Origin of the sequence: Phycicoccus sp. Root563 (assembly GCF_001427915.1) — a bacterium.
GTDB lineage: Bacteria > Actinomycetota > Actinomycetes > Actinomycetales > Dermatophilaceae > Pedococcus.
The window spans coordinates 71,555-98,316 of sequence record NZ_LMGM01000001.1 but is presented as its reverse complement, the minus strand read 5'-3'; the positions used below and the strand labels follow the sequence as shown (position 1 = coordinate 98,316).

At 72.7% G+C, this 26,762-nt stretch carries 24 protein-coding genes; 5 read left to right on the top strand and 19 right to left on the bottom strand.

Annotated elements, in window-relative coordinates:
• Positions 1-2 precede the first annotated feature (2 nt).
• The 18 genes from ASD62_RS00460 to ASD62_RS00375 form a co-directional block, all read right to left on the bottom strand.
• Entirely contained in the window at positions 3-1,457 is a 1,455-nt protein-coding gene (locus ASD62_RS00460) for a glutamate synthase subunit beta (protein ID WP_056914279.1), read from the bottom strand.
• Positions 1,450-5,994 carry a glutamate synthase large subunit gene (gene gltB, locus ASD62_RS00455; RefSeq protein ID WP_056914278.1) on the bottom strand — a complete coding sequence of 1,515 codons (4,545 nt, stop codon included), beginning with the start codon at positions 5,992-5,994 and terminating at the stop codon, positions 1,450-1,452. The genes ASD62_RS00460 and gltB overlap by 8 nt, the downstream gene beginning before the upstream one ends.
• 149 nt (positions 5,995-6,143) lie before the next feature.
• Positions 6,144-7,037 (bottom strand): prolipoprotein diacylglyceryl transferase, encoded by an 894-nt coding sequence (gene lgt / locus ASD62_RS00450; RefSeq protein ID WP_082553080.1) that lies wholly within the window; start codon positions 7,035-7,037, stop codon positions 6,144-6,146.
• Positions 7,034-7,792 (bottom strand): thioredoxin domain-containing protein, encoded by a 759-nt coding sequence (locus ASD62_RS00445; protein WP_056914277.1) that lies wholly within the window; start codon positions 7,790-7,792, stop codon positions 7,034-7,036. Before ASD62_RS00445 ends, lgt begins: the two co-directional genes overlap by 4 nt.
• A complete protein-coding gene (locus ASD62_RS00440; protein WP_235529145.1) occupies positions 7,789-8,340 on the bottom strand; it encodes a DoxX family protein in 552 nt (183 codons plus the stop codon). Before ASD62_RS00440 ends, ASD62_RS00445 begins: the two co-directional genes overlap by 4 nt.
• The gene (gene trpA, locus ASD62_RS00435) at positions 8,321-9,145 is read right to left on the bottom strand and encodes a tryptophan synthase subunit alpha (protein WP_056914275.1); all 825 of its coding nucleotides are present in this window, start codon (positions 9,143-9,145) and stop codon (positions 8,321-8,323) included. The genes ASD62_RS00440 and trpA overlap by 20 nt, the downstream gene beginning before the upstream one ends.
• Positions 9,142-10,440: a tryptophan synthase subunit beta gene (gene trpB, locus ASD62_RS00430; RefSeq protein WP_082553079.1), complete on the bottom strand. Its 1,299-nt coding sequence runs from the start codon at positions 10,438-10,440 to the stop codon at positions 9,142-9,144. Before trpB ends, trpA begins: the two co-directional genes overlap by 4 nt.
• The gene (gene trpC / locus ASD62_RS00425; protein ID WP_056914274.1) at positions 10,437-11,228 is read right to left on the bottom strand and encodes an indole-3-glycerol phosphate synthase TrpC; all 792 of its coding nucleotides are present in this window, start codon (positions 11,226-11,228) and stop codon (positions 10,437-10,439) included. Before trpC ends, trpB begins: the two co-directional genes overlap by 4 nt.
• Positions 11,229-11,265: 37 nt before the next feature.
• Positions 11,266-11,682, bottom strand: coding sequence for a DUF2752 domain-containing protein (locus ASD62_RS00420; RefSeq protein ID WP_056914273.1), 417 nt, complete (start codon positions 11,680-11,682; stop codon positions 11,266-11,268).
• Between the two features lie 3 nt (positions 11,683-11,685).
• Positions 11,686-11,937 (bottom strand): HGxxPAAW family protein, encoded by a 252-nt coding sequence (locus ASD62_RS00415; RefSeq protein ID WP_056914272.1) that lies wholly within the window; start codon positions 11,935-11,937, stop codon positions 11,686-11,688.
• Between the two features lie 49 nt (positions 11,938-11,986).
• Positions 11,987-12,586, bottom strand: coding sequence for a Trp biosynthesis-associated membrane protein (locus ASD62_RS00410; RefSeq protein ID WP_056914271.1), 600 nt, complete (start codon positions 12,584-12,586; stop codon positions 11,987-11,989).
• Positions 12,583-14,169: an anthranilate synthase component I gene (locus tag ASD62_RS00405; protein WP_056914270.1), complete on the bottom strand. Its 1,587-nt coding sequence runs from the start codon at positions 14,167-14,169 to the stop codon at positions 12,583-12,585. The genes ASD62_RS00410 and ASD62_RS00405 overlap by 4 nt, the downstream gene beginning before the upstream one ends.
• Entirely contained in the window at positions 14,162-14,530 is a 369-nt protein-coding gene (gene hisI, locus ASD62_RS00400; RefSeq protein WP_056914269.1) for a phosphoribosyl-AMP cyclohydrolase, read from the bottom strand. Before hisI ends, ASD62_RS00405 begins: the two co-directional genes overlap by 8 nt.
• Before the next feature lie 42 nt (positions 14,531-14,572).
• On the bottom strand, positions 14,573-15,265 hold the full coding sequence (gene egtC, locus ASD62_RS00395; protein ID WP_056914268.1) for an ergothioneine biosynthesis protein EgtC: 693 nt from the start codon (positions 15,263-15,265) through the stop codon (positions 14,573-14,575).
• Complete coding sequence (gene egtB / locus ASD62_RS00390) at positions 15,265-16,578, bottom strand: ergothioneine biosynthesis protein EgtB (RefSeq protein ID WP_235530591.1); 1,314 nt, start codon at positions 16,576-16,578, stop codon at positions 15,265-15,267. The genes egtC and egtB overlap by 1 nt, the downstream gene beginning before the upstream one ends.
• Positions 16,571-17,845, bottom strand: coding sequence for a glutamate-cysteine ligase family protein (locus ASD62_RS00385; protein WP_082580484.1), 1,275 nt, complete (start codon positions 17,843-17,845; stop codon positions 16,571-16,573). Before ASD62_RS00385 ends, egtB begins: the two co-directional genes overlap by 8 nt.
• A gap of 203 nt (positions 17,846-18,048) precedes the next feature.
• Positions 18,049-19,830: an ABC transporter ATP-binding protein gene (locus ASD62_RS00380; RefSeq protein ID WP_056914266.1), complete on the bottom strand. Its 1,782-nt coding sequence runs from the start codon at positions 19,828-19,830 to the stop codon at positions 18,049-18,051.
• Positions 19,827-21,695, bottom strand: coding sequence for an ABC transporter ATP-binding protein (locus tag ASD62_RS00375; RefSeq protein ID WP_056914265.1), 1,869 nt, complete (start codon positions 21,693-21,695; stop codon positions 19,827-19,829). Before ASD62_RS00375 ends, ASD62_RS00380 begins: the two co-directional genes overlap by 4 nt.
• A 95-nt stretch (positions 21,696-21,790) precedes the next feature.
• Here ASD62_RS00375 and ASD62_RS00370 point away from each other — a divergent pair, with 95 nt between their 5' ends.
• The gene (locus ASD62_RS00370) at positions 21,791-22,435 is read left to right on the top strand and encodes a TIGR03085 family metal-binding protein (protein WP_056914264.1); all 645 of its coding nucleotides are present in this window, start codon (positions 21,791-21,793) and stop codon (positions 22,433-22,435) included.
• Positions 22,436-22,471: 36 nt separating this feature from the next.
• Entirely contained in the window at positions 22,472-22,780 is a 309-nt protein-coding gene (locus ASD62_RS00365) for a DUF1905 domain-containing protein (RefSeq protein WP_056914263.1), read from the top strand.
• 93 nt (positions 22,781-22,873) lie between these two features.
• Here ASD62_RS00365 and hisF read toward each other — a convergent pair whose 3' ends face one another.
• Positions 22,874-23,647 carry an imidazole glycerol phosphate synthase subunit HisF gene (hisF, locus tag ASD62_RS00360; RefSeq protein WP_056914262.1) on the bottom strand — a complete coding sequence of 258 codons (774 nt, stop codon included), beginning with the start codon at positions 23,645-23,647 and terminating at the stop codon, positions 22,874-22,876.
• A 31-nt stretch (positions 23,648-23,678) separates the two neighbouring features.
• Here hisF and ASD62_RS00355 point away from each other — a divergent pair, with 31 nt between their 5' ends.
• From ASD62_RS00355 to ASD62_RS00345, 3 genes are read left to right on the top strand one after another with little or no spacing between them, the layout of a single operon-like run.
• Positions 23,679-24,320, top strand: a complete 642-nt coding sequence (locus ASD62_RS00355; protein WP_235530590.1) for an AAA family ATPase — start codon at positions 23,679-23,681, stop codon at positions 24,318-24,320.
• 5 nt (positions 24,321-24,325) lie between these two features.
• Positions 24,326-25,510 (top strand): aromatic acid exporter family protein, encoded by a 1,185-nt coding sequence (locus ASD62_RS00350; RefSeq protein ID WP_235529142.1) that lies wholly within the window; start codon positions 24,326-24,328, stop codon positions 25,508-25,510.
• A gap of 25 nt (positions 25,511-25,535) precedes the next feature.
• Positions 25,536-26,729 carry an MFS transporter gene (locus ASD62_RS00345; RefSeq protein WP_235529141.1) on the top strand — a complete coding sequence of 398 codons (1,194 nt, stop codon included), beginning with the start codon at positions 25,536-25,538 and terminating at the stop codon, positions 26,727-26,729.
• Positions 26,730-26,762 lie beyond the last annotated feature (33 nt).

Sequence of the window (26,762 nt, the reverse complement as noted above, 5' to 3'; positions counted from 1 at the left end):
GCTCAGACGACGAGGGGGCGGTCGTTCGGGTTGATCGGACGCGGCAGGGCGGTCTGGCCGCTGAGGTACTTGTCGACGCCCGCTGCTGCGGAACGGCCCTCGGCGATGGCCCAGACGATGAGCGACTGGCCACGACCGGCGTCACCCGCGACGAAGACGCCGGGCACGCTGGACATGTACTCCTTGTCGCGCTTGATGTTCGAGCGCTCGTCGAGCTCCACCTCGAGCTGCTCCACGACGCCCGGCTGCTCCGGCCCGAGGAATCCCATGGCGAGCAGGACGAGCTGCGCCGGCAGCACCCGCTCGGTGCCCTCGACCTCGTCGAAGCCGTTCTCACCGCGCTGCACGTCGACGACGCGGATGCCGCTGACCTTGCCGTCCTCGCCGAGGACCTCCTTGGTCGACACGGCATACACCCGCTCGCCGCCCTCTTCGTGGGCGGAGGCGACGCGGAAGGTCATGGGGTAGGTGGGCCACGGCTGGCCGGCCACCCGCTCCTCCCCCGGCTGGGGCATGATCTCCAGGCTCGTGACCGACCTGGCGCCCTGGCGGTGCGAGGTGCCGATGCAGTCGGCGCCGGTGTCACCGCCACCGATGACGATGACGTCCTTGCCCTCCGCGGTGACCTGGCCCTGGACGCTCTCGCCGAGCGCGACCTTGTTGGCCGGCGGCAGGAACTCCATGGCCTGCATGACGCCGTCGAGCTCACGCCCGGGCACCGGCAGGTCCCGGGGGACGGTGGCACCGATGGCCAGGACGACGGCGTCGTACCGGTCACGCAGCTGGCGGCCGGTCACGTCCTCACCGACCTTGACGCCGCTGCGGAAGCGTGTGCCCTCGGCCTCCATCTGGGAGATGCGGCGGTCGAGCACCGACTTCTCCATCTTGAACTCGGGGATGCCGTACCGCAGCAGGCCTCCGGGCTTGTCGGCGCGCTCGTACACCGCCACGGTGTGCCCCGCCCGGGTCAGCTGCTGGGCGGCCGCCAACCCTGCGGGACCGGAGCCGACCACGGCCACGGTCTTGCCGGTGAGGCGTTCGGGCGCCTGCGGCTGGACGTAGCCGGCGTCGAAGGCACGGTCGATCGTCGTGACCTCGATCTGCTTGATCGTCACGGCCGGCTGGTTGATGCCGAGCACGCAGGCGGTCTCGCAGGGGGCCGGGCACAGGCGACCGGTGAACTCCGGGAAGTTGTTGGTCGCGTGCAGGCGCTCGATGGCCTCGCGCCAGTCACCCTTCCAGGCGAGGTCGTTCCACTCGGGGATCAGGTTGCCTAGCGGACAACCGCTGTGGCAGAACGGGATCCCGCAGTCCATGCAGCGACCGGCCTGGCGCTGGAGCTGCCCGAGCTCCTGCTCCTCGTAGACCTCCTTCCAGTCCCGGATGCGGACCGGAACGGGTCGGCGGGCCGGGAGCTCGCGCTCGCGCGTCTTGAGAAAGCCCTGGGGGTCAGCCACGGGAAGCCTCCATGATCCGCTCCCAGACCTCGGAGCCGTTGACGTCCAAACCTTCTTCCTCAGCGGCCGCCCGCACGTCGAGGACGCGCTGGTAGTCGCGAGGCAGCACGAGCGTGAACCGGCCGCGCGCCGTGTCCCAGTCCTCGAGCAGCCCTGAGGCCACCGGGGACTCGGTCCACTCGACGTGCTTGGCGAGCAGCTCGCGCACCACCGTCTCGTCGTCCGGTCGCAACGGCGACAGGTCGACGAGCTCGCGGTTGACCCGGTCCTCGACGATGTCGAGGACGTACGCCACGCCACCGGACATGCCGGCCGCGAAGTTGCGACCCGTCGGCCCGAGGACCAGGACGGTGCCACCGGTCATGTACTCGCAGCCGTGGTCGCCCACGCCCTCGACGACCGCGCTGGCGCCGGAGTTGCGGACGCAGAACCGCTCGCCCACCTTGCCGCGCAGGAAGAGCTCGCCGGTGGTCGCGCCGTAGCAGATGACGTTGCCGGCGATGACGTTCTGCTCGGCGGCCAGGGGCGCCGCGCGGTCGGGACGGACGACGACCCGGCCACCGGAGAGGCCCTTGCCGACGTAGTCGTTGGCGTCGCCATACAGGCGCAGCGTGATGCCCCGCGGCAGGAAGGCGCCGAGCGACTGTCCGGCCGAGCCCCGGAGCGTGAGGTCGATCGTGTTGTCGGGCAGGCCGTCGGGGTGGGCCTTGGTGACCTCGTGGCCGAGCAGCGTGCCGATGGTGCGGTTGACGTTGCGGACGGCGACCTCGGCCGACACCGGGGTGCCGTCGGTGATGGCTTCCTTGGCGATCGTGATGAGCTGGTGGTCCAGCGCCTTCTCGAGGCCGTGGTCCTGCTTGGTCGTGTTCCGACGCGGCGAGCCGTCGGGGCTCTGCACGTCGGCGAAGATCGGCGACAGGTCCAGGCCTGCGGCCTTCCAGTGGTTGACGGCCTTGGTGGCGTCGATCGACGACACCTGGCCGATGGCCTCCTCGACCGACCGGAAGCCCAGGGCGGCGAGGTGCTCGCGCACCTCCTCGGCGATGTACTCGAAGAACGTCTCGACGAACTCCGGCTTGCCGCTGAACCGCTTGCGCAACTCGGGGTTCTGGGTGGCGATGCCGACCGGACAGGTGTCGAGGTGGCAGACGCGCATCATGACGCAGCCGCTGACGACGAGCGGCGCCGTGGCGAACCCGAACTCCTCCGCACCCAGCAGGGCGGCGATGACGACGTCACGGCCCGTCTTGAGCTGCCCGTCGCACTGCACGACGATGCGGTCGCGCAGGTTGTTGAGCACCAGCGTCTGCTGGGTCTCGGCGAGGCCGATCTCCCAGGGACCACCGGCGTGCTTGAGCGAGGTCAGCGGCGAGGCGCCGGTGCCGCCGTCGTGGCCGGAGATGAGCACCACGTCGGAGTGCGCCTTGGAGACGCCTGCGGCCACCGTGCCGACCCCGATCTCGGAGACGAGCTTGACGTGGATCCGGGCCTCGGGGTTGGCGTTCTTGAGGTCGTGGATCAGCTGGGCGAGGTCCTCGATCGAGTAGATGTCGTGGTGCGGCGGAGGGCTGATGAGGCCGACGCCGGGCGTGGAGTGACGGGTCTTGGCCACCCACGGGTACACCTTGTGCCCGGGCAGCTGGCCACCCTCGCCGGGCTTGGCGCCCTGGGCCATCTTGATCTGGATGTCACCGGACTTGGTGAGGTAGAGCGAGGTCACGCCGAAGCGGCCCGAGGCCACCTGCTTGATGACCGAGCGGCGCTCGTCGTCCATGAGGCGCTCGACGTCCTCGCCGCCCTCGCCGGTGTTGGAGCGCGCGCCGAGCCGGTTCATCGCGATGGCGAGGGTCTCGTGGGCCTCGAGGCTGATCGAGCCGTACGACATCGCGCCGGTGTTGAACCGCTTGACGATCTCGCTGACCGGCTCGACCTCGTCGATCGAGACGGCCTCGCGCGGGTTCGCCCCACCGAGCTCGAACAGGCCGCGCAGCGTCATCAGCCGCTCCGACTGCTCGTCGACGCGCTGGGTGTACTGCTTGAAGATGTCGTACCGGCGCTGGCGCGTCGAGTGCTGCAGGCGGAACACCGTGTCCGGGTCGAACAGGTGCGGCTCGCCCTCCCGGCGCCACTGGTACTCACCGCCCACGTTGAGCTTGCGGTGCGGGAGGCGCACGCCGTCCGGGGGGTAGGCCGCGGCGTGGCGGGCCGCGGTCTCCGCGGCGACGACGTCGAGCCCGATCCCGCCGAGCTGGCTGACCGTGCCGGTGAAGTACCGGTCGACGAGCTCCTGGGACAGGCCGATCGCCTCGAACACCTGGGCGCCGCGGTAGGACGCGACGGTGGAGATGCCCATCTTCGACATCACCTTGAGGACGCCCTTGCCGAGCGCCTTGATGAGGTTCTTGACCGCCTGCTCGGAGGTCACGCCCTCGATCGCGCCGGAGCGGACGAGGTCCTCGACCGACTCCATGGCGAGGTAGGGGTTCACGGCGGCGGCGCCGTACCCGATGAGCAGGGCGACGTGGTGCACCTCGCGCACGTCACCCGCCTCGACCACGAGGCCGACCAGGGTGCGGGTCTTCTCGCGGATCAGGTGGTGGTGCACCGCGGAGGTGAGCAGCAGCGACGGGATCGGGGCGTGGTCGCGACCGGAGTCACGGTCGGACAGGACGACGAAGCGGGCGCCGTCGGCGATGGCCTGCGAGACCTCGGCGAAGATCTCCTCGAGCCGGGCCTGCATGGCGGCGGCCCCACCGGTGACGTCGTAGAGCCCACGGACGACGTGGGTGGCGTAGCCGGGCAGGTCGCCGTCGGCGTTGACGTGGACGATCTTCGCGAGCTGGTCGTTGTCGATGACGGGGAACGGCAGCACGACCTGGCGGGCGTGCGCCGGGCTCGCGGCCAGGGCGTTGCCCTCGGGACCGATCACGGTGCCGAGGGAGGTGACCAGCTCCTCGCGGATGGCATCCAACGGGGGGTTCGTCACCTGGGCGAACAGCTGGGTGAAGTAGTCGAAGACCAGGCGGGGACGGTCGGACAGCACCGCGATCGGGGTGTCGGTGCCCATCGAGCCGAGCGCCTCTCCCCCGGTGCGCGCCATCGGCGCGAGGAGGATCTTGAGCTCCTCCTGGGTGTAGCCGAAGGTCTGCTGGCGACGCGCCACCGAGGCGGCGGTGTGCACGATGTGCTCGCGCTCGGGGAGGTCGTCGAGGTGGATGAGACCCGCGTGCAGCCACTCGTCGTACGGGTGCTGGGTGGCGAGGGAGGACTTGATCTCGTCGTCCGACACGATGCGGCCGTGCTCGGTGTCCACCAGGAACATCCGGCCCGGCTGGAGGCGGCCCTTGCGCACGACCCGGGTCGGGTCGAGGTCGAGGACACCGGCCTCGGACGCGAGGACGACCAGGCCGTCGTCGGTGACCGAGTAGCGACCGGGGCGCAGGCCGTTGCGGTCGAGGACCGCACCGATGAGCGAGCCGTCGGTGAACGTGACGCAGGCGGGTCCGTCCCAGGGCTCCATGAAGGTGGAGTGGAACTCGTAGAACGCCCGTCGGGCGGGGTCCATCTCGGTGTGGTTCTCCCACGCCTCGGGGATCATCATCAGGACGGCGTGGGGCAGCGAACGTCCGCCGAGGTGCAGCAGCTCGAGCGCCTCGTCGAAGGACGCCGAGTCGGAGGCCTCGGGGGTGCAGATCGGGAACAGCCGCTCGAGGTCACCGGGGATGACGTCGGAGACGAGCTGGCTCTCGCGGGCGCGCATCCAGTTCCGGTTGCCCTTGACCGTGTTGATCTCGCCGTTGTGGGCGATGAGCCGGTAGGGGTGGGCCAGCGGCCAGCTCGGGAAGGTGTTCGTGGAGAACCGCGAGTGCACCAGCGCGAGCTGGGTCTCGAACCGGCGGTCGGACAGGTCGGGGAAGAACGGCTCGAGCTGACCGGTGGTGAGCATGCCCTTGTAGACGAGGGTGCGGCACGACAGCGAGGGGAAGTAGACCTCGGTCTCGCGCTCGGCCCGCTTGCGCAGGCAGAAGGCCAGTCGGTCCAGGCCGATCCCGACCATCCGGCCGGACGAGGAGCTGACGAACAGCTGGCGGAAGAACGGCATGCAGTCGCGCGCGGCCTGGCCCACGAGCTCGGCGCTCACCGGGACGTCGCGCCAGCCCAGCACGGTGAGGTTCTCCTCCGCGGCGATGGCCTCGATCCGCTCGACGACCCGGGCACGCTCGGTCTCGTCGGCGGGCAGGAAGGCGGTGCCCACGGCATACGCGCCGGCGACGGGGAGGTCGAAACCCACGACCGCGCGGAAGAAGGCGTCCGGGACCTGCGTGAGGATGCCCGCGCCGTCGCCCACGAGCGGGTCTGCGCCGGTGGCGCCGCGGTGCTCGAGGTTGCGCAGCGCGGTGAGGGCGTGGTCGACGATGTCGTGACCTGCGCTGCCCCGCATCGTGGCCACGAGGGCCACGCCGCAGGCGTCGTGCTCGAACTCGCGGCGGTAGAGCCCGGTGTCGGCGGGCTGGGCGGAGAAGCGCGCAGAAGTCACGTTCGGGTCACCGTCCTAGAGGGGTCGTGGTGCGTCGGAGCGGCCCTCCTGGACTGTCCGGGGCACACCTGTACACGCGCGTGGACGGCCTTGGCCACGGCTCGGACGAGAATACCGACAACCCTTCTCGTCCTAGCATGTGAGCCGCCCTATTCCGTATGGTGAGATGCTGAGCGTGCCGGGACCGCCACCTCGCGGCGACGCCCGGCCCGGAAGAGGAACAACCCCAGCAGGAACACGAGGATGCTCGTCCACACGTTCACGCGCACCCCGAGGATGTGGTTGGCCTCGTCGCTGCGCATCAGCTCGAAGACGATGCGACCGAGCGGGTACCCCACGACGTAGAGGGCGAACAGCTGTCCCTTGCGCAGCGCCCGGCGGCGGTCCAGCACGACGAGTACCAGCGCGAGGAGCAGGCACCACAGCGACTCGTAGAGGAACGTCGGCTGGAAGGTGCCGAGCACCACCGCCTTGCCCGACGAGTCACGGACCGCGTGTCCCGCGGCGCTGTCCCACTGGTGGATGGTCAGGCCCCACGGGACGTCGGTCGGCCGGCCGTAGAGCTCGTTGTTGAACCAGTTGCCCCAGCGGCCCAGCGCCTGGGCGACCGCGACCCCGGGAGCGGCCGAGTCGACGAAGTCGTGGAACGAGACGCCGTGACGACGCGCCCCGATCCAGGCCCCCACGGCGCCGAGGGCGATGGCCCCCCAGATGCCGAGGCCCCCCTCCCAGATGGCGAAGGCGCGCCACGGGTGACCGCCCTCGCCGAAGTAGGCCTGCGGGGAGGTGATGAGGTGGTAGAGGCGACCTCCGACGATGCCGAACGGGACCGCCCAGGCGGAGATGTCGATCGCCTTCTCGGAGGGGTGGCCCCGGTCCGCCAGCCGCCGGCCCGTGATCCACACCGCCGCGACGATCCCGGCCAGGATGCACAGGGCGTAGCCCCTGAGCGGGAACGGCCCGAGGTGCCAGACACCGGACGTGGGGCTGGGGATGGCGGCCGGGAGGGCCGAGGGGAGGGTCAGGACCGCCGCTGCACTCACTTGGTGGCGGCCTTGACGGCGGCGTCGAGGGACTCGTTGGTGAAGCCGTTGAGGGAGACGTCCTTGCCGTTGAGCTTGAGCGTCGGGGTGCCGTGGACGCCGTCCTTCTCCGACTGGGTCTGGACGGACTCGACGTACTGGTTGTGCGCCCGGCCGTCGTAGCACTGCTGCCAGGTGGTCAGGCCGGCTCCGGTGATCCCGACCTTCTCGGCGAACGACTTCAGCGCCGCGTCGGTGAAGCCGGCGCCCTCCTTCAGCGGCTGCCCCCCGAACGTCGCCGTGTGGTACTGGAGGAACTTGCCCTGGTCGGCGGCGCAGGCCGCCGCGTTGGCCGCGCGGTTGGACGAGTCGTTGCGGAGGTTGTCGTCCAGGAAGCTCAGCGTGTGGAACACGAGCTTGACCTGGTTCTTCTCCGCCAGGGCGGTGATGCCCTCACCGAAGCGGTGCTCGAACTCGGCGCAGATGGGGCACTGGAAGTCCTCGTAGAGGTCCAGCGTCGGCACGTTGGCCGGGGCACCGGGGTTGACCACGATCCCGGTCCCCATCGCGGAGGCACCCTTGGGGAGCGACGACCCACCGGCGGTGGTCGCCGCCTCCTTGTCGCGGCTGCCGAGGATCACGGCGGTCACGACCGCCGCGACGATGACGACCACGACCACGGTGGCCACGACCACCGGGTTGGCGCCCTTGCGCTGCTGCGACTTCGGCGTGGCCGCCTGGATCTTCGCCTTGCGGCTGGCGCTGCTGCTGGTCATGCCGGGGGCCTTTCGTGGTGCGGGTCGGGGTCGATCCGGGCCTGGTCGTGACGGTCCGGGAACAGGAAGCGCTCGAGGCTCAGCGCGGTGCGCGGCCGGAGCACGAGCCAGGCGGCGCAGAGCAGCAGCCCGACGTCCCTGGCGATCTCCTGTGGATACTGCGTCTGGGCCGCCGCAATGGTTCCCCCCTTGCCGAAGCACCCGCAGTCGATGCTCAGGCCGCGGGCCCACGCGGACGAGATCCCGACGATGAACACCACCATGAGGACGCCGCCCACGAGGGCGCTCCCCCGGGTGAACAGGCCCAGCACGAGCAGGACGCCCACGGCGACCTCGAGGATCGGCAGGGCGTACCCCACGTACCCCGCCACGTCGTACGGGAGGAGCTGGTAGGCCCGCACCGCCCGGGCGGACGTCTCGAGGTGGCCCACCTTGAGCAGTCCCGCGACGAGGATGACGGCACCGAGCACGAGCCTGGCCAGCAGACCGATGACGTCCCGGGTCCGCGGCCGGGCGAGCACGCCCACGTCAGCGACCGCTCCGGACACCCTCGGCCAGCTCGGCGACGAGGGCCCGCAGGACGGTGATGCCGGACTCGAGGTCGGCGGCCTCCGTGAGGCACCGCACGAGGGCGGACCCGACGATGACCCCGTCGGCGTAGGCGGCCACCTCGGCCGCCTGCGCGCCGGTCGAGACCCCGAGGCCGACGCAGACGGGCAGGTCGGTCGCGGCCTTGGTGCGGCTGACGATGACCGAGGCCGCGTCGCCCATCGAGGTGCGCGCACCGGTGACCCCCATGTGGGAGACGGCGTAGACGAACCCGCGGCAGCGCTCGGTGACCGAGGCGATCCGCTCGTCCGTCGAGCTGGGGGCGACCAGGAAGACCCGGTCCAGCCCGCTGGCGTCGCTCGCGGCGATCCACTCGCCGGCCTCGTCGGGGATGAGGTCCGGCGTGATGATGCCGGCTCCCCCGGCTGCCGCGAGGTCGGTTGCGAAGGCGGTCGGTCCGTGGCGCAGGATGAGGTTCCAGTACGACATCACCAGTGGCGGGGCGCCGGCGTCACGCACGGCGCGGGTGGCCGTGAAGACGTCACCGACCCGGACGCCGTGCTTGAGGGCCTGGTCCGCGGCATACGCGATGACCGGTCCGTCCATGAGCGGGTCGCTGTAGGGGATGCCCACCTCGACGATGTCCACGCCTGCCTCGACCATGGCCACCATCGCCGCGATCGAGCCCTCGACGGTCGGGAAGCCCACGGGCAGGTAGCCCACGAGGGCCGCGCGGTTCTCCTCGCGGCAGCGGGCCAGGACGTCGCCGACCCCGATGCCGGTCGTGCCGGTGGCGGTGCTCACAGCTGGGTCCTCCCGTCGCCCTCGGCGCCCGGTTCGTCGGCCGTGCCGGGCGGGACCGCGTCGCCGTCGATGAGGCCGAAGTACTCCGCGGCCGTGTGCATGTCCTTGTCGCCGCGCCCTGACAGGTTGACCAGGAGCAGCGCGTCCGGACCGAGCTCACGACCCACCTCGATGGCACCGGCGAGCGCGTGTGCCGACTCGATGGCGGGGATGATGCCCTCGGTGCGGCAGAGCAGCTCGAAGGCCTTCATGGCCTGCTCGTCGGTGGCGTAGCGGTACTCCGCCCGGCCGGTGTCCCGGAGGTGCGCGTGCTCGGGCCCGACGCTCGGGTAGTCGAGCCCTGCCGAGATCGAGTGCGACTCCAGCGTCTGGCCGTCGTCGTCCTGCATGAGGTAGCTGAACGTCCCGTGCAGCACGCCGGGCGAGCTCGCCGCGAAACGGGCCGCGTGGCGTCCGCCCTCGACACCCTCTCCCCCGGCCTCGACGCCGATGAGGCGGACGTCGGTGTCGTCGAGGAACCGGTGGAAGATGCCCATGGCGTTGGAACCGCCGCCGACGCAGGCGATGACGGCGTCGGGCAGCCGTCCCGCGGTGTCGAGCACCTGGGCCCGCGCCTCGACCCCGATGATGCGGTGGAAGTCGCGGACCATCTCGGGGAACGGGTGCGGGCCGGTCACCGTGCCGAGGATGTAGTGGGTGTCTTCGACGTTGGTCACCCAGTCGCGCAGGGCGTCGTTGATGGCGTCCTTGAGCGTGGCGCTGCCCGTGGGGACCGGCCTGACCTCGGCACCGAGCATCCGCATGCGGGCGACGTTGAGCGCCTGGCGCTCGGTGTCGACCTTGCCCATGTAGATGACGCACTCCAGCCCCATGAGTGCCGCCGCCGTGGCAGTGGCGACGCCGTGCTGGCCGGCGCCGGTCTCGGCGATGACCCGGGACTTGCCCATCCGCTTGGTCAGCAGGGCCTGCGCCAGCACGTTGTTGATCTTGTGCGAGCCCGTGTGGTTGAGGTCCTCGCGCTTGAGGATGATCCGGGCGCCTCCGGCGTGCTCGGCGAACCGGGGCACCTCCGTGATGATGCTGGGACGACCCGTGTAGGTGCGGTGCAGCCGCTCGAGCTCGCCGAGGAACTCGGGGTCGACCATCGCCTTGCGCCGTGCCTCGTCGAGCTCCTCGAGCGCGGGGATCAGCGCCTCGGGGACGTAGCGGCCGCCGAAGTCGCCGAAGCGGCCCGGTCGGGCCACGGGCTCGGGCACGAGCCCGTGCGCAGGGGTGGCAGGCGTCTGGTCGGTCATGAGTGGGCTCCCGCCGCGATGAGGTCGTGGGCTGCCTGTCGTGGCGCACTGCCCCGGACGAGCGCCTCCCCGACGAGCACGGCGTCCGCGCCCTCACCGGCGAAGCGGGCGGCGTCGGCGGGTCCGGAGACCCCGGACTCGGCCACCTTGACGCAGGTGTCGGGGATGAGGGGCGCGAGGCGCCCGAAGGTGTCGGGGTCGACAGCCAGGGTCTTGAGGTTGCGGGCGTTCACGCCGATGACCGACGCACCGGCGTCGACGGCACGGGCCGTCTCGTCCTCGTCGTGGACCTCCACGAGGGCGGTCATCCCGAGGTCGCGGGCCAGCTGCTGCATGCGGACCAGGTCGTCCTGCGCGAGGGCGGCGACGATGAGCAGGATGAGGTCGGCGCCGTGGGCCCGGGCCTCGAACAGCTGGTAGTCCTCCACCATGAAGTCCTTGCGCAGCACCGGGATCCGCACGGCCCGCCGCACCGCATCCAGGTCGTCGAGGGAGCCACCGAACCGGCGGCGCTCGGTCAGGACGCTCACCGCGGTCGCACCACCGGCCTCGTAGTCGGCGGCCAGGGCGGCGGGGTCGGCGATGTCGGCCAGGGCCCCCTTGCTCGGGCTGGCCCGCTTCACCTCGGCGATGAGGGACAACCCGGGCCGGCGCAGGGCGGCTTCGGCGTCGAGCGCGGCAGCCGCGTCGCGGGCGAGCTGCTCGATCCTGGCGGGAGGGGTCGCGGACACCGCGTCCGCGAGGTCCTCGCGGACACCAGCGACGATCTCGTCGAGCACGGTGGCCATGGTTGACAGGCTATAGATCGGGTCCGGCGGCGCCGCGTCAGGGTCGCAGTACGGACAAGGCGGGCAGCAGCCGCAGCAGCCCGAACGCCAGCAGCCCGACGGCCCAGAGCCCACCCACCCACGACGAACGCCGCAGCCAGGTCAGGGGCCGCCCCCGTGCGGCGGCAGCCAGCCACGCGACATACGCACCGGCGGCGAGCAGGACCGTGAGCACGGCATACGCGTTGCTCGACAGGGCGGCCACGACGTGACCCGTGAGGAGGTCGTGGGTGGCGCGCAGGCCACCGCAGGCCGGGCACGGCACGCCGGTGAGGGCAAGGATCGGGCAGACCGGCCACGAGCCCGCGGTGTGCGGGTCACGGGCCAGGAGCGCGGCGGCGGCGAGCAACCCACCGGCGCCGACGAGCAGCGGGGCGCGGAGCGGCTCCGGGAGGCGGCTGGCCGCGACCGTCACGGGTCAGCTGACGCCGGAGGTCTTCTGGGAGTCGCTCGTCACCGGCGGAACGTCCTTGGCGCCGAAGCCGGCCATCCCGAGGACCTTGCCCAGGACCACGCCGACGACGCAGACCCCGACGCCGACGAAGAACAGCGGGACGTTCGCGATGGCGACCGCGAGAGCCATGACGGCGGTGCCCACGAGGAGGACCCCGACGGCCGTCCACGCGGCGACGCTGTGGCCGTGGTCTTCGTGGATCTCGTGCTCTGCCATGGTGCGGGACTCCTGGGGAAGTGAGGGGAGGTCGTTCGGAGCCATTCTGTCAGGTGCCTGGCGCGTCGTCGCGCGTGGTGGGGTCGTCGCCGGCGTCGAGCCGGTCCCAGTCGCTGGCCACCCGCTGGCCACGCGCACCCGCCGTCGCGCCCGGGGCCTCGTACCGCGCCCCCAGGCCGCGCCACGACCCCGCGCCGAACCAGCCGCCGACGGCGGCGACGAGCAGGAGCACGCTGGCGACCACGGCGATCCACGGCCAGGACGTCGGGGTGGCATGGGTCTCGATCGACCCGGTCCGTCCGAGCGACCGCGCGGCGACGGCACCGAGGGACTGCGCCGGGTCGAGCGCGATCCGGGCGGCCACGACACCCTCCCCGAGCGCGGCCAGGGCGAGCACGACGAGGGTGATCCGGCGCACGACCGGCCCGCTCGTGGCACTGGCGAGGGCCGCGGCCGCAGCGACGAGCGCCAGGGCCACGACCCCGCTCGCGAGCTCGCTGCCCGTCCCGAGGATGCGGCTCGCACCGACGACCGGGTCGTCGACGGTGCCGGTCACCCAGGTACGGCCGCCGCTGGCGAGCAGGACGCCGGCACCGATCAGGGCGAGCAGGATGACGGTGAGCTTGGACGTCGGTCTGAGGTGCTTCACCGGACGGTCCGCAGGGCGCCGGCGGTGGCGACGGCCCGGAGGGCGGCGGCGGCCTTGTTGACCGTCTCCTCGAACTCCGCCGAGGGCAGCGAGTCGGCGACGATGCCGGCCCCTGCCTGGACGTGGGCGGTGCCGTCCTTGATGACGGCGGTGCGGATGGCGATGGCCATGTCGAGGTCTCCGTGGAAGTCGAGGTACCCCACGACGCCGCCGTAGATGCCGCGGCGGCTGGGTTCGTAGTGCTCGATGAGGCTGAGCGCGCGCGGCTTCGGCGCGCCGGACAGGGTGCCTGCCGGGAACGTCGCCGCGAGGACGTCGTATGCCGTGTGGCCGGGTGCGAGGTCGCCGACCACCGTGGACTCGAGGTGGGTCACGTGGGAGTAGCGGCGGACGTTCATGAACTCGACGACGTCGACGGTGCCGGCCCGGCAGACGCGCTGGAGGTCGTTGCGCCCGAGGTCGACGAGCATGACGTGCTCGGCCCGCTCCTTGGGGTCGGCCAGCAGGTCCTCCGCCAGCCGCAGGTCGTCCTCCGGCGTCTTGCCGCGGGGGCGCGACCCCGCGATGGGGTGGGTGATGGCGCGCCGCCCGGTCACCTTGACCAGCGCCTCCGGCGACGACCCCACGACGTCGTACGCCGTCCCGTCGGCCAGGGGCAGACGGAGCAGGTACATGTAGGGACTGGGGTTGGAGGTGCGCAGCGCCCGGTAGACGTCGAGGGCGTCAGCGGGGCACGGCGTCGAGAACCGTTGCGAGAGAACGACCTGGAAGACCTCGCCCGCGCGGATGTCCTCCTTGGCCTGCTCGACCATCTCCTCGAAGTCCGGCTGCGAGTAGTTGCTGCGCACGTCACCCCGGGCCCGGCCGAAGGCCTGGCCGTCGACCGTCGACACGGTGCTGGGGGCCGCCGCCGCGAGGTCGCTCGTCATGGCGTCGAGCCGCCCGACCGCGTCCGCCCAGGCATCCTCGACGCGTTCGTCGGTCCCGTCGAAGTTCACGGCGTTGGCGACGAGGAGCACCGAGCCGTCCGCGTGGTCGAGGACCGCGAGGTCGGTGGCGAGCATCATCGTGATCTCGGGGATGCCCAGCTCGTCGGGCACCTCCGACGGGACCTTCTCCCAGTGCCGCACCGCGTCGTACGAGATGGCACCGACCATGCCGCCGGTCAGCGGGGGCAGGCCCTCGATCGGGGCGGTGGCGAGCACGGCCACGGTGTCGCGCAGGGCGTCCAGCGGGCTGCCCGTGGTGGGTACCCCGACCGGAGCCTCCCCGACCCAGTGGGCCTGGCCGTCACGCTCGGTGAGGACGGCACCGCTGGCGGCGCCGACGATGGAGTACCGCGACCACACCCCACCGTGCTCGGCCGACTCGAGCAGGAACGTGCCCGGGGCGTCCTTGGCCAGCTTGCGGTAGACCCCGACAGGCGTCTCGGCGTCGGCCATGAGGCGCCGGACGACCGGGATCACGCGACGGTCACGGGCCAGCAGCTGGAAGGTCTCCAGGGAGGGCCAGGTCGTGCCGAACGACAGGTCGGGGGCGACGTCACCCGCGGGCCGGTCGGCGCCGAGGGGTGCCTCAGCCATCGGTGGCCACCACCGCGCCGAGGTCGCCGGCGTCGAAGCAGGTGTGGTCGCCGGTGTGGCACGCGGCGCCGACCTGGTCGACCCGCACGAGCAGCGCGTCGCCATCGCAGTCGAGCGCCACCGAGCGCACGTGCTGCACGTGACCGCTGGTGTCGCCCTTGCGCCAGTACTCCTCGCGGCTGCGCGACCAGAAGGTCACGCGCCCCTCCGTCAGGGTGCGGCGCAGCGCCTCGTCGTCCATCCAGCCGAGCATGAGGACCTCGCCACTGTCGTGCTGCTGCACCACCGCGGCGACGAGGCCCTGGGCGTCACGCTTGAGCCGGGCGGCGATCCGGGGGTCGAGGGCTGCGGGTGAGGTCACCGGGCCATTGTGCCGAAGCGACGGGTCGGGCGGGTCCGCGGGTCAGCCGCTGGTGAGCGGCGCGACCCGCACGCCCGCAGCGGTGACCGTGACGAGGTGCCGGTCGGGCACCTCCTCCCAGCCGGTGGACCCGTCCGGCTCGCTCGCCACGAGGACGCCGTCGTCGTCATGCCGCACGAACAGCGTGTCGCCCCAGCGCGTGGCGAACAGCTGGTCCCGTGACAGCAGCAGCAGGTTGAGACGCGCGGCGGGGTCGGCGTCGGCGATGTCGTGCAGGGTGGCCCCCACTCGCCCGGGACCCGCGGCGACGACGCGCGCGGCGAGCAGCGCCGCGTCGCAGGCTGACTCGGCGTCGAGGCTGGGTCCGACGGCGGCCCGGTCGACCCTGCCGTTGTGAGAGACGAGCCACCCGTCGTGCAGGAACGGCGCTGCCGCCGTCGCGTCCGCTGGCATCCCCTCGGTGGCCGACCTGACCGCGGCGATCACCCGGCCGGCGACGAGGTGCGGCGCCATGGAGGCCAGGTTGGTGTCGGACCAGATCGGCTTGTCGGAGCGCCAACGTGCCGCCGCTCCCCCGCCCTCCGGGTGCAGCCCGATGCCCCAGCCGTCGGCGTTGACCGTGCCGTGGGCCTGCCGGCGCGGAGCCCACGACTGCGTGAGCAGCCCGTGGTCGGCGTCGAGGACGAGCGACGCCACCGAGCGCGGCGCGCCGAACCACGCGAGGTGCCGGCACATCAGGCGTCCCAGGCGAGGCGGACGCCGGTGAAGATCTGCCGGCGGAACGGGTGGTCCCAGTTGCGGAACGACGGCCGCACCGTCGACGCCGCCGTCGCCCACGAACCACCGCGCAGGACGCGGTAGTCCCCGCCGAAGAACGGGGCGCTGTACTGCGCGTAGAGCATCGGGCTGAACCCGGGCCAGGGCTCGAACGCCGAGGACGTCCACTCCCAGACGTCCCCGACGAGCTGCTCCACCCCGTATGCCGACGCGCCGGCCGGGAGCGAGCCCACCGGTGCGGGGCGCAGGGCTCCGCCACCGAGGTTGGCGAGCTCGGGGCCGGGCGCCGCGGATCCCCAGGGCCAACGACGACGTCGCCCTGCCTGCGGGTCCCAGGCACAGGCCTTCTCCCACTCGACCTCGGTGGGCAGCCGCGCTCCCGACCAGCGGGCGAAGGCCTCGGCCTCGAAGTGGCTGACGTGCTGCACCGGCTCGTCGGCCGGGATGTCCTCGACGACCCCGAAGCGCACCCGGGTGCCGTCGCCGCGCCACGCCATGGGTCGCTCGAGCCCGGCCTCGTGCCGGTGCGCCCAGCCGCGAGCCGACCACAGCTCCTCGCGGTCGTACCCACCGGCCTCGACGAAGCCCTGCCACTCGGCGTTCGTCACGGGGACGCGGCCGATGCGGAACGCGGGGACGTCGACGACGTGTCCGGGGCGCTCGTTGTCGAGCGAGCTCGGCTCCTCGAGGGCGCTGACCCCCAGGACGAACTCGCCCGCCGGGACGAGCACCGAGCCGGGCGCGACGGGTCGTCCCGGCGGCAGCTGCCGCGTCGGGGTCAGCACCGGGGCTCCCGAGCGCAGCTGCAACGTGGCCAGCATGGTCTCGTCGTGCTGCTCCTCGTGCTGCACCACCATGGCGTAGGGGAAGACGTCGTCCGCCCGCTCCAGCGCGTCGAGCACCCGACCGCGGACCTCGCGCCCGTAGCGGCGGGCCTCGACCGGGGGCAGCAGCGGCAGGCTGGGCCGGATCGCACGGGGCTGGGTGAACGCGTCGTAGAGCGCGTCGACCGCGGCGGGCAGCATCCCGGGACAGGCCGGGTCGCCACCGCGGATCAGCCACAGCTCCTCCTGCTGCGAGATGTGCGCGAGGTCCCAGACGAGCGGGCTCATGATCGGGCTGTGCTGGGCGAACAGCTCGACCTCGTCGAGCTCGGTGAGCCAGGTCGTGCGCTCACGCGCGAGCTCGAGGTCGCGGGCGACCTCGGTCGCGGTGGGCAGCACCGGGATGGACGGGGTCGACGCGGTGGTCGGTGCGGACGGGTCAGGCACGGGACATCTCCTCCAGGACGACCGCAGGCCCCCGCCTGCGGAGGTCGTCGACGATGAGGGTGCCGGGACTGCGTCCCGCCACCGCGAGGTCGGTGAGCTCCTCGACCGCGGGCCGGACGCCCTCGGGCACCACGGACAGTGCGGCCTCGAGACAGGTGGCGGCGGCCCGACCCAGGGCCGGATCGCCGAGGCCGTCGCTCGCGGCCTCGTGCCACCGGTCGGCCGTGGCGGCGACGGCCCGGTCGACGACGGGGTGGATCTCCTCGACGTCCATCCACGACGTCGTCAGCGCGGCCACGGCGGGCCACCACCGATCGGGCAGGGAGTCGAGGCAGCGCAGCTCCAGCCACCCGCGCAACCGCACGGGCGGGAACAACGTCGTCAGCTGGCGGCGGACGTCGGCGGCCGTCGCCGCCGGCCAGTCGCCGGGGTCGGTGATCCACGCGCGCAACGACGGGGCGGGGCGGTCGTCCGGCACCCCGGTCGCCCGGGGCGGGGCGAGCACCACGGGCGCCTCGAGGGCACGCTCGACCCAGGCGCGCGCCGGGTCGCGGTCGTCGATGGGCCCGGCCCGGAGCTCCCCCAGCCCGGTCCAGGCTCGTTGCCGGGCCGAGTGCCAGCCGGTGTCCTGCCCTGCGAGGTAGGCCGAGCTGCCGCTGATCGCGGTGAGCAGCGGCCCGAGCCGTTGAGCCCGTCGGACGCGGTCGGACCACTGGTCGGGGTGCCCGGGCTGGAGGTTCACCTGGAGGGCGGCGGTGGAGCACATCATGGTGGCGCCGTGGTCACGGGTGCGGCCGCTGGCCGAGAAGAAGCGCTCCATCGCGGCATACCGCTGGGCGGGGTTGAGCCGTTGCGGCGGTCGCAGGGGGTCGCTGCCGAGCAGGGCCCACCCGAGTCCCTCGGCGGCCAGGGCTGCGCGCAGGTGGGCGGTGTCCTGGGCCATGGCGACCAGCGCGGTGCCGATGTCGGGGTGTGGTGCGGAGGAGACCTCGACCTGGCCACCGGGTTCGAGGCTGGTTCGCCCACCCGCCGGGAGCTGCGCCCACCGGGAGGCCACCGCGGACAGGACCTCGAACGAGGGCCGGGCCGTGGGGTCGTCCCAGACGACGGCGTGGCCCTCGACCTCGAGGCCCACGGTGCCCACCGGCAGGTCGGCGAGGGCGAGACCCTCGATGAGGGCGCGGGCGTCCTCCAGGCCGATCGGGGTGGAGTCGTCCTCCCCGCTCGGATGGCGTGATGCGGAGTGTTGTGCGGCTGTCGTGCTCACTGGTGCTGCCCCTCGCGGTCCGGGCCGGATCCACTCAGGATCCGCGGGTCATCGGGGCGACCGGGCTGTCGACCAGGCCGTCCACCACCCATCATGCAACAGCCCACCGACAGCCACGAGTGCGGACCGTCCCACCCGGGTGTGGACAGCCGTGACCGGCAGCGAACGACCGGCAGCGAGCGGCCGGCAGCGAGCAGGCCCTGTCAGCCGCGTTGCTGGGCCGACCAGGAGGCGTGCAGCGCGGCATACACGCCGCCGGCCCGCACGAGGTCACGGTGCGGCCCGCGCTCGACGATGCGGCCCTGGTCGACGACGACGACCTCGTCGGCGGCCTCCGCCGTGGAGAGGCGGTGCGCGATCGCGACCGAGGTGCGCCCGCGGGTGAGCCCTTCGAGGGCCCGCTGCAGCCGGACCTCGGTGGAGGGGTCGACGGCCGAGGTGGCCTCGTCGAGCACGAGCAGGTCGGGGTCCGCGAGGTAGGCCCGGGCCAGCGCCACCAGCTGACGCTCCCCCGCCGACAACGACTCGCCGCGTTGCCCGACCTCGGTGGCCAGGCCCTGCGGCAGGCCGGCGAGCCAGGCGTCGAGCCCGAGCTCGGTGATGGCCAGCGTCACGTCGGCGTCGGTCGCGTCGGGCCGGCCGAAGCGCACGTTCTCCCGCAGGGTCGCGTCGAAGAGGAAGCCCTCCTGCGGCACGAGCACCACGCGTTCGCGCAGGGACGAGAACCGCACGTCCCGCAGGTCGACGCCGTCGATGCGGACCGTCCCGTCGGTCGGGTCCATCAGGCGGGTGAGCAGCTTGGCCAGGGTCGACTTGCCCGAACCGGTCTCGCCGACGATCGCCACCCGTGACCGAGGAGCGATGGACAGGCTGACGTCGTGCAGGACGGTGTCCCCGCCGGGGTAGGCGAACGAGACGTCGTCGAAGTCGACGGTGATCGGACCGCGCGGCAGCACCTGCCCGGCGTCGCCGGGGTCGGCGACGTCGGCGTGGGTGTCGACCACGCCGATGACGCGGCGCCAGCCGGCGACGGCGTTCTGCAGCTCGTTGAGGATCTCGGTGGCCTGCTGCACCGGCTGGGTGAAGAGGTTGACGAGGAACAGGAACGCCAGCAGCTGCCCGAGGCTCAGGTCGTCGTGCACCGCCTGGATGGTCCCCACGACGAGGACGACGGCCAGCGTCAGGCCGGCGACGAGCTGCCCGGAGGAGAAGGCCACGACCGAGCGCACCTGGGCACCGATCGCCGCGGCCCGGTGGTCCTCGATGGCGGTGTCGATCCGGTGCGCCGTGCGCTCCTCCACGCCGTACGCACGGATGGTCGCGGCACCGACGACGGACTCGGAGACGGCTGCGAGCAGGTCGCCCACCCGCTCGCGGACCTTGGTGTAGGCGCGGCCCACGATCGCCTGGAACCGGCGGATGACGAACAGCAACGGCACGAAGCAGAGCCAGACGACGGCCGTCAGCAGCGGGCTGTAGAAGAGCATCAGGGCCGTGGCCACGGCGATCTGGCCGAGGCTGAGGATGAGGATGATCCCGCCGAACTGCACGAACTGGGAGATCGTGTCGACGTCGCTGGTGACGCGGCTGACCATCGACCCCCGGCGCTCGGTGTTCTGGGTGAGCATCGAGAGGTCGTGGATGTGGCGGAACGCCCGCAGCCGCAGCGTCGCCAGCCCGGCCTCGGAGGCGCGGAACAGGCGCACGTTCACGGCATACGCGGTGACCGCGGTCGCGGCCACGGCGATGAGGGCCAGCAGGACGTACTGCGTCACGAGGCCGGGGTCCGGGCCGTTCTTGCCGAGCAGCCCGTTGTCGGTGGTCTTCTGGACCACGAACGGGACGACCACGCGACCGACCGTCGTGACGGCGGCGAGGGCGAGGGTGACCCCCAGGCCGCGGCGCAGCTCGGGCGAGAGGTCGAGCCCACGGCGCAGGGTCGCGAGCGTGCCGAGGCCCGAGGTGGCGTCGATGGAGGTGCTCATGGTGCGTCCACCCCTTCCTCGGCGCTGTCCACGTCGGCGGCGAGGGCGGCCTCCTCGTCGGCGATGACCGCGGCGCGCTCGGCGGCCTCCCGCGCGTAGGCGGTGACGAGGCGTTCGTAGCCGGCGCAGCGCGCCTGGAGCTCGCGGTGCGTGCCGTGGTCGACGACCCGGCCCAGCTCGATGTAGACGATCTCGTCGGCGAGGGTGATGGTCGACATGCGGTAGGCGACCACGAGGACGGTGGTGCCGGCGCTGGACCGGCGCAGGCCGGCCAGGATCGCCTGCTCCACGGCGGGGTCGACGGCACTCGTCGCGTCGTCGAGGACGAGCAGCTGGGGGCGACGGATGATGGCCCGGGCCAACGCGATCCGCTGACGCTGACCACCGGAGAGGGAAGCGCCACGCTCGCCCACCCGGGTGTCGAGTCCGGAGCCGAGGGCCTGGACGAACCCGGTCGCCTGGGCGACCTCGATCGCGGCCCAGACCTCGTCGTCGGTGAAGTCGAGGCCGAGCGTGATGTTGCCCCGCACGGTGTCGTCGAACATGAACGTCTGCTGGGGCACGAGCGCCGCGACCGACGACACCCCGCCGCGGGCGACGCGACGCAGGTCGGTGCCGTCGAGGGTGACCTCGCCACGGTCGGGGTCGACCAGTCGCAGGGTGAGGTTGGTCAGCGTCGACTTGCCCGACCCCGTCGGGCCGACGAGGGCCACCGTGGATCCGGCGGCCACGTCGATGCTGACGTCGTGGATGGCCTGGAACTTCGACTCCACGCCGTGCTCGTCGACGATGTCGTAGGAGTAGTCGACGTGGTCCAGCCGGGAGCGCGCCGCGCCGGTGCGGGCCAACGACTCGTCGCCGAACTCCAGCTCACCACGGGCCTTGAGGACGGCGTCGACACGGTCCCAGCCGACGACGGTGCGCGGCAGCTCCCCGAGCACCCAGCCCAGCGCCCGCACGGGGAACGCGAGCACCGAGATGAGGTATGCCACCTGGACGACCGCGGCAGGTTCGAGCACGCCGTTCGCGACCTGGTGCGCGCCGACGACGAGCACCGCGAGCGTGCCGAGCGTGGGGATCGACTCGATGACCGGGTCGAACGTGCCGCGGGTGCGGCCGACCTCGACGTTCGCGGCCTGCAGGCGGCGGGTGACCTCCTCGAAGCGTCGCGCCTCCTGCTCCTCGCGACCCATCGACTTGACGATGAGGGCGGCCTCGAAGCTCTCGTGGGCGACCTCGCTGACCTCGGCCCGCAGCTGCTGGGCGCGCGACACCCGGGGGGACATCGAGCGCTGGAAGACCATGTTGGCGAGGAACAGCGCGGGGAACACGGTCAGGCCGATGATCGCCATGACCGGGTCGACGAGCACCATCTGCACGATGCCCGCGACGAGCATGATGATGACGCCGAGCGCCATGGGCAGCGGGGCGAACACGTTCCAGGTCGCCTCGACGTCGGCGTTCGCGTTCGACAGCAGCTGCCCCGACGGGTGGCGGTGGTGCCACGAGAGCGGAAGGCGCAGGTACTGGCGGGTGACCTCGCGGCGGTACCCGGCCGCCACGTTGTACATCGTGTAGCCGGCGGCGACCCGGCGGATGACGACGCCGACGACGTTGACGACGACCACGCCGGCCACCCAGCCGAAGATCGTCCACAGCTGGGCACCGGTGACGCCTCCGGCGGCGACCGCGGGCTGGATCTGCTCCCGCGTCACCTTGCCGATGGCCCAGGCGGTCAGCACGGTCATCACGCCGTAGAGGGCGCTTCCGGCCACGGCCAGCCCGAACCAGCGGGGCTCGCGGCGGATCCCGACTCCCACGATGCCGAGGCTGCGGCGCAGCGACGGCGCGGCGTCGACGGACACAGGGAACCTCCGGGTGGTGCACGAGTGGGAACACCGAAGCCTCTCACGCGGCACCGACTGCGCCGTCGCCGACCGCCAGGACGCATGATGGGCACATGACCCACCTCGCCCGCCTCGAGCGCGACGCCCTCTGCGACACCTTCCTCGCGACGGGGCCGGACGCACCGACGTTGTGCTCCCCGTGGACGACGGCCGACCTCGCGGCGCACCTCGTCATCCGGGACCGGCGCCCCGACCTGTCCCCCGGGGTGTGGGTGCCCGCGCTCGCCTCCCGGCTCGAGGAGGGACAGGCCGCGTATGCCGCGAAGCCGTGGCCCGAGCTCGTCGACCTCGTCCGCTCGGGTCCACCAGCCTGGTCACCGGTGCGGCTCCCCCGGCTCGACGACGCCGTGAACCTCGTGGAGTTCGTGATCCACCACGAGGACGTGCTGCGCGGCGACGAGGCCCGCGGCCCGAGGCGCACGATGTCGTTGCGGGAGGAACGGGCCGTGTGGGGCTCGCTCAACCGCCTGGGCCGGCTGCTCTTCCGCCGCAGCCCCGTGGGCGTCGTCCTGCGCGATCCCGACGGCAGGTCCCTGCACGCGCGTTCCACCACCGAGCTCGGCACCGTCGTCCTCGAGGGCTCGCCCGTGGAGCTGCTGCTCGCGGCCTACGGCCGTCGCCGGGTGGCCGAGGTCGAGGTCACCGGCAGCGACGAGGCGGTCGAGGCCCTCTGGGGCGCGCAGCTCGGGCTCGGCTGACCGGCCCCCGAGGGGGGTGCGGCCTACCCTTGGCCCATGGGCGAGCAGGTCGGGTTCACGGGGCCGCTGTGGGAGTGGGGTGCCCGCGACAGCTGGTACTTCGTCACGCTGGACGACGAGGCCGCCGAGGTCGTGCGCGAGCGGCCCCGACCACCGCGCGGGTTCGGGTCGGTCCGGGTGCGGGCCACGGTGGGAAGCACGACCTGGACCACCTCGATCTTCCCGAGTGCGGGGGCCGGTGACGAGGACGGCTCGTACGTGCTGCCCGTCAAGAGGGCCGTCCGTGCGGCCGAGGGCATCGAGGAGGGCGACCCCGTCACGGTGCGCCTCGAGCTGCTCGACTGAGGCGATCCGGCGCAAGCTGCTCGACTGAGGCGATCCGGCGCATCTTGCGCCGCCGCCCACCCTGCGGGGGCACGTGGTCGACGGCCGGCCGCTTCAGCGGACGGCGAGACCGTCCGCGCGCAGGGCGTCCTTGACGTCACCGATCGTCAGCTCCCCGAAGTGGAAGACGCTGGCGGCCAGCACGGCGTCCGCGCCGGCCCGCACCGCCGGGGCGAAGTGACCGACCTGCCCGGCTCCGCCGCTGGCGATGAGGGGGATGGAGATCTCCGGTCGGACCAGCCCGATGAGCTCGAGGTCGAACCCGTCCTTGGTGCCGTCGGCGTCCATCGAGTTGAGCAGGATCTCGCCGGCACCGAGGTCGGCCGTGCGGGCGCACCACTCCACCGCGTCGATGCCGGTGCCCTGCCGGCCGCCGTGCGTGGTCACCTCGAACCCCCCGGTCAACGCGCCCGCCTCGTCCCGGCGGCGCCGGACGTCGGCCGACAGGACGAGCACCTGCGACCCGAAGCGGTCGGCGATCTCGGCGATCAGCTCCGGTCGCGCGATGGCCGCGGTGTTGACCCCCACCTTGTCCGCGCCGGCGCGCAGCAGCCGGTCGACGTCGGCGATCGTCCGCACTCCCCCGCCGACCGTCAGCGGGATGAACACCTGCTCCGCGGTGCGGCTCACCATCTCGTACGTCGTCTCGCGGTTGCCGCTGCTGGCCGTCACGTCGAGGAAGGTCAGCTCGTCGGCGCCCTGCTCGCCGTAGAGCTTGGCCAGCTCCACGGGGTCGCCCGCGTCGCGCAGGTTCGCGAAGTTGACGCCCTTGACCACGCGGCCGGCGTCGACGTCGAGGCACGGGATGACCCGGGTGGCGACACTCACCCGGGAAGGCTACCGATCTAGGGTGGGGCGCATGTCAGGCGGCCGCGAGATGGACGGAGTCGACCCGGTCGACCGTATCGTCCGGCTGGTCGCCGCGAGCCGACCCCGTTGCGGGGGAACGCGGCTCGTCGCCGTGGACGGTCCGAGCGGTGCCGGGAAGACGACGCTGGCGGCCGAGGTCGCGGACGCGCTCGGCGCCCCCACGATCCACATGGACGACCTCTACCCCGGGTGGGACGGGCTCGCCGCCTCCACCGAGCGCGTGCGCGAGTGGGTCGTCGACCCCCTGCTGGCAGGACGGCCCGCCCGCTACCGGCGGTGGGACTGGTCCGCCGGCGCGTACGCCGAGTGGCACGAGGCCTCCGGCGACGTGGTCGTCCTCGAAGGGTGCGGGTCGGGCGCCCTGCCCGACGGCGAGCTCCTCTCGGTGCTCGTGTGGGTCGACGCCGACCCGGCCCAGCGCCGGGAGCGCGGACTCGCCCGCGACCCCGGCTACGCCGAGTTCTGGGACCGCTGGGCCGCCCAGGAGCAGGCGCTGTATGCAGCGGACGGCACCCGGGCACGCGCCGACCTCCTCGTGGACACCACGGTGGGACTCGACGCGCCCTCGGACCCGGCGCAGCGCCATACTCGGCCCATGTCCTCCCCCGCCGTCGACCGCACGAACGGCTGACGCGGGTGAGCCCCGACGGCATCACCCGGGCCCGCGCGCGGTTCCGGCGCGGCGCCGCGCGCACGCGCACCCCCACCTCCCAGGACCTGGCCCGCGCCGCCGCCCGCTCGCGCCAGGAGGCGAAGGCACGCACGGCCCGGATGGTCAGCCGGCTCTTCTTCATCGTCCAGTGCGGCCTGGGCGCCGCGGCTGCGTGGTGGGTCGCCTACGACCTCCTGGGCCACGCGCGGCCGTTCTTCGCCCCGGTGACGGCGATCATCTCCCTCGGGCTGTCGTACGGCCAACGGCTGCGGCGGGTCGGCGAGGTGATGCTCGGCGTGGCGGTCGGGGTGTTCGTCGGCGACGCGTTCGTGCACTTCTTCGGCTCGGGCACCTGGCAGATCGTCGTCGTCGTGGTCCTCTCGATGAGCGTCGCCGGGCTGCTCGGCGCGGGCATGCTGCTCACGACCCAGGCGGGCGTGCAGTCGGTCATCGTCACCACCCTCGTCGCCGACCCCGGGTACGCGTTCACCCGCTGGCTCGACGCCGTGGTCGGCGGGGTGATCGCCCTGCTCTTCACCCTCGTGGCCCCTGCGGCACCCCTGCGCCGCCCGCGGCAGCAGGCCGCGCTCGTGGTCGCCGAGATCAGCGAGATCCTCACCGACACGGTGCGGTCCCTGCGCGAGGGCGACTCCGACCTCGCCTCGGCCACCCTGTCCCGGGCCCGCGACTCCGAGTCGATGCTCGACGAGGCCCGGGCGCTCTCCGCCGAGGGGGTCGCGGTGGTCCGGCTGTCGCTGTTCCGACGGCGGCACCTGCCCGGGGTGCTGGCCATCGCCGACCTGCTCGAACCCCTCGACCGGGCCATCCGCAACCTGCGCGTCCTGGTCCGCCGCGCCGCCATCGCGACGTGGCGCGAGGAACCCGTGCCCACCGCCTACCTGCGCCTGCTCGAGGCACTCGCGGAGACGACCACCGACATCTCCCGCGAGCTCGCGGAGCGCCGGCTGCCCACCCACGCCCGGGTCGGTCTGCACCGGATCGGTGAGGCCAGCGCGGTCCTCGACCCGTCGTCCGGCCTGTCGGGCGAGGTCATGCGTGCCCAGATCCGCTCCATGGTGGTGGACCTCCTGATGCTCACCGGGCTGCCCCTGGAGGAGGCCCGCGACATGGTGCCGGAGTCCATGACCCACACCGCGGACGAGAGCTGACCGCCGCCCTGACAGACTGGCGCCGATGACTGCGCGACGACACCACCTCCCGCCCCTGTGGCTCATGGCTCTCGGACTCGTCGCCGTGGCGGTCAACCTCCGCACCGCGATGGCCAGCGTCCCCCCGGTCGTCGCGTCGATCGGTACGGACCTCGGGCTGTCCAACGCGGCCCTCGGCGCCCTCACCACGCTGCCCGTGCTGTGCATGGGGGCGTTCGCGCCCATGGCCCAGCGCGTGGCCGCACGCATCGGTGCCGCGGGCGCGATCGAGCTGTCCGTCGTGTGCGTCGCGGTCGGCCTCGCCCTGCGCTTCGGCGGGGGCCACGTGTGGCTCCTGTATGCCGCGACCTTCGTCGCCGGGGTCGGCATCGCCATCGGTGGCACGCTCCTCCCGGGGCTGGTCAAGGAGCTGTTCCCGCCCGAGCGCGCCGGACTGGTCACCGGCCTCTACATGCTCGCCATGATGGGTGGCGCCGGCGCCTCGTCGGCCCTCTCGGTGCCGCTGCAGGGCTGGCTGGGTTCGTGGCAGGCCTCGCTGGGCTCCTGGTCGCTGCTGGGACTCGTCGGCGCGCTCGCCTGGATCCCGGTGTGGCGCGGACACACCCGTCACCGTGCTGCCAACCCCGTCGTGGTGACCCCCGCCCGGCTCCCGTGGAAGCACCCCACCGCCTGGCTGGTCGCGGCCTACCTGGCCGTGCAGTCGATCGAGTTCTACTCGTCCCTCGCCTGGATCGCCCCGACGTACGCGAGCCGTGGCTGGGACCCGACCCACGCCGGGTACCTCCTCAGCGCGTTCACCGCGGCCCAGCTCGTCTCCGGGCTGCTCGCCCCGGCCCTGACCGACAAGGTCCACGACCGCAGGGTCCTGCTCGTCTCGTTCTCCGTGCTCGGGCTGCTCGGCCAGGCGGGGCTGTGGCTCGCGCCCGGTGCGTTGCCGTGGGTCTGGGCGGTCGTCCTCGGGCTGGGGCAGGGTGCGGCCTTCGCCCTCGGCCTCGTGCTCATGGTCGACTACGCGGCCACGCCCGCGGCCAGTGCACGACTGGCCGGGATGGCGTTCCTGTTCAGCTACGGCCTGGCCTCGCTCGGCCCCGCGACCATGGGTGCCATCCGCGATGCGACGGGTGGGTTCGACGGAGTGTGGATGTCGTTGACCCTGTTGATGTTCGCGCAGGTGGCCCTTGCGTTCGCACTGCGGCCGGGACTGCGCAGGGTCGACTGATCGCGGTCGTCATCGACGGGTCACCGCGTCGTC

Excerpts from the sequence above, each read along its gene's own strand:
- ASD62_RS00445 (WP_056914277.1), bottom strand. The coding sequence starts at position 7,792 with ATGACCAGCAGCAGCGCCAGCCGCAAGGCGAAGATCCAGGCGGCCACG.
- trpB (WP_082553079.1), bottom strand. The coding sequence starts at position 10,440 with ATGACCGACCAGACGCCTGCCACCCCTGCGCACGGGCTCGTGCCCGAG.
- ASD62_RS00365 (WP_056914263.1), top strand. The coding sequence starts at position 22,472 with ATGGGCGAGCAGGTCGGGTTCACGGGGCCGCTGTGGGAGTGGGGTGCC.
- ASD62_RS00370 (WP_056914264.1), top strand. The coding sequence starts at position 21,791 with ATGACCCACCTCGCCCGCCTCGAGCGCGACGCCCTCTGCGACACCTTC.
- egtC (WP_056914268.1), bottom strand. The coding sequence starts at position 15,265 with ATGTGCCGGCACCTCGCGTGGTTCGGCGCGCCGCGCTCGGTGGCGTCG.
- ASD62_RS00405 (WP_056914270.1), bottom strand. The coding sequence starts at position 14,169 with ATGGCTGAGGCACCCCTCGGCGCCGACCGGCCCGCGGGTGACGTCGCC.
- ASD62_RS00415 (WP_056914272.1), bottom strand. The coding sequence starts at position 11,937 with ATGGCAGAGCACGAGATCCACGAAGACCACGGCCACAGCGTCGCCGCG.
- trpC (WP_056914274.1), bottom strand. The coding sequence starts at position 11,228 with ATGGCCACCGTGCTCGACGAGATCGTCGCTGGTGTCCGCGAGGACCTC.
- ASD62_RS00345 (WP_235529141.1), top strand. The coding sequence starts at position 25,536 with ATGACTGCGCGACGACACCACCTCCCGCCCCTGTGGCTCATGGCTCTC.
- ASD62_RS00355 (WP_235530590.1), top strand. The coding sequence starts at position 23,679 with ATGTCAGGCGGCCGCGAGATGGACGGAGTCGACCCGGTCGACCGTATC.
- ASD62_RS00380 (WP_056914266.1), bottom strand. The coding sequence starts at position 19,830 with ATGAGCACCTCCATCGACGCCACCTCGGGCCTCGGCACGCTCGCGACC.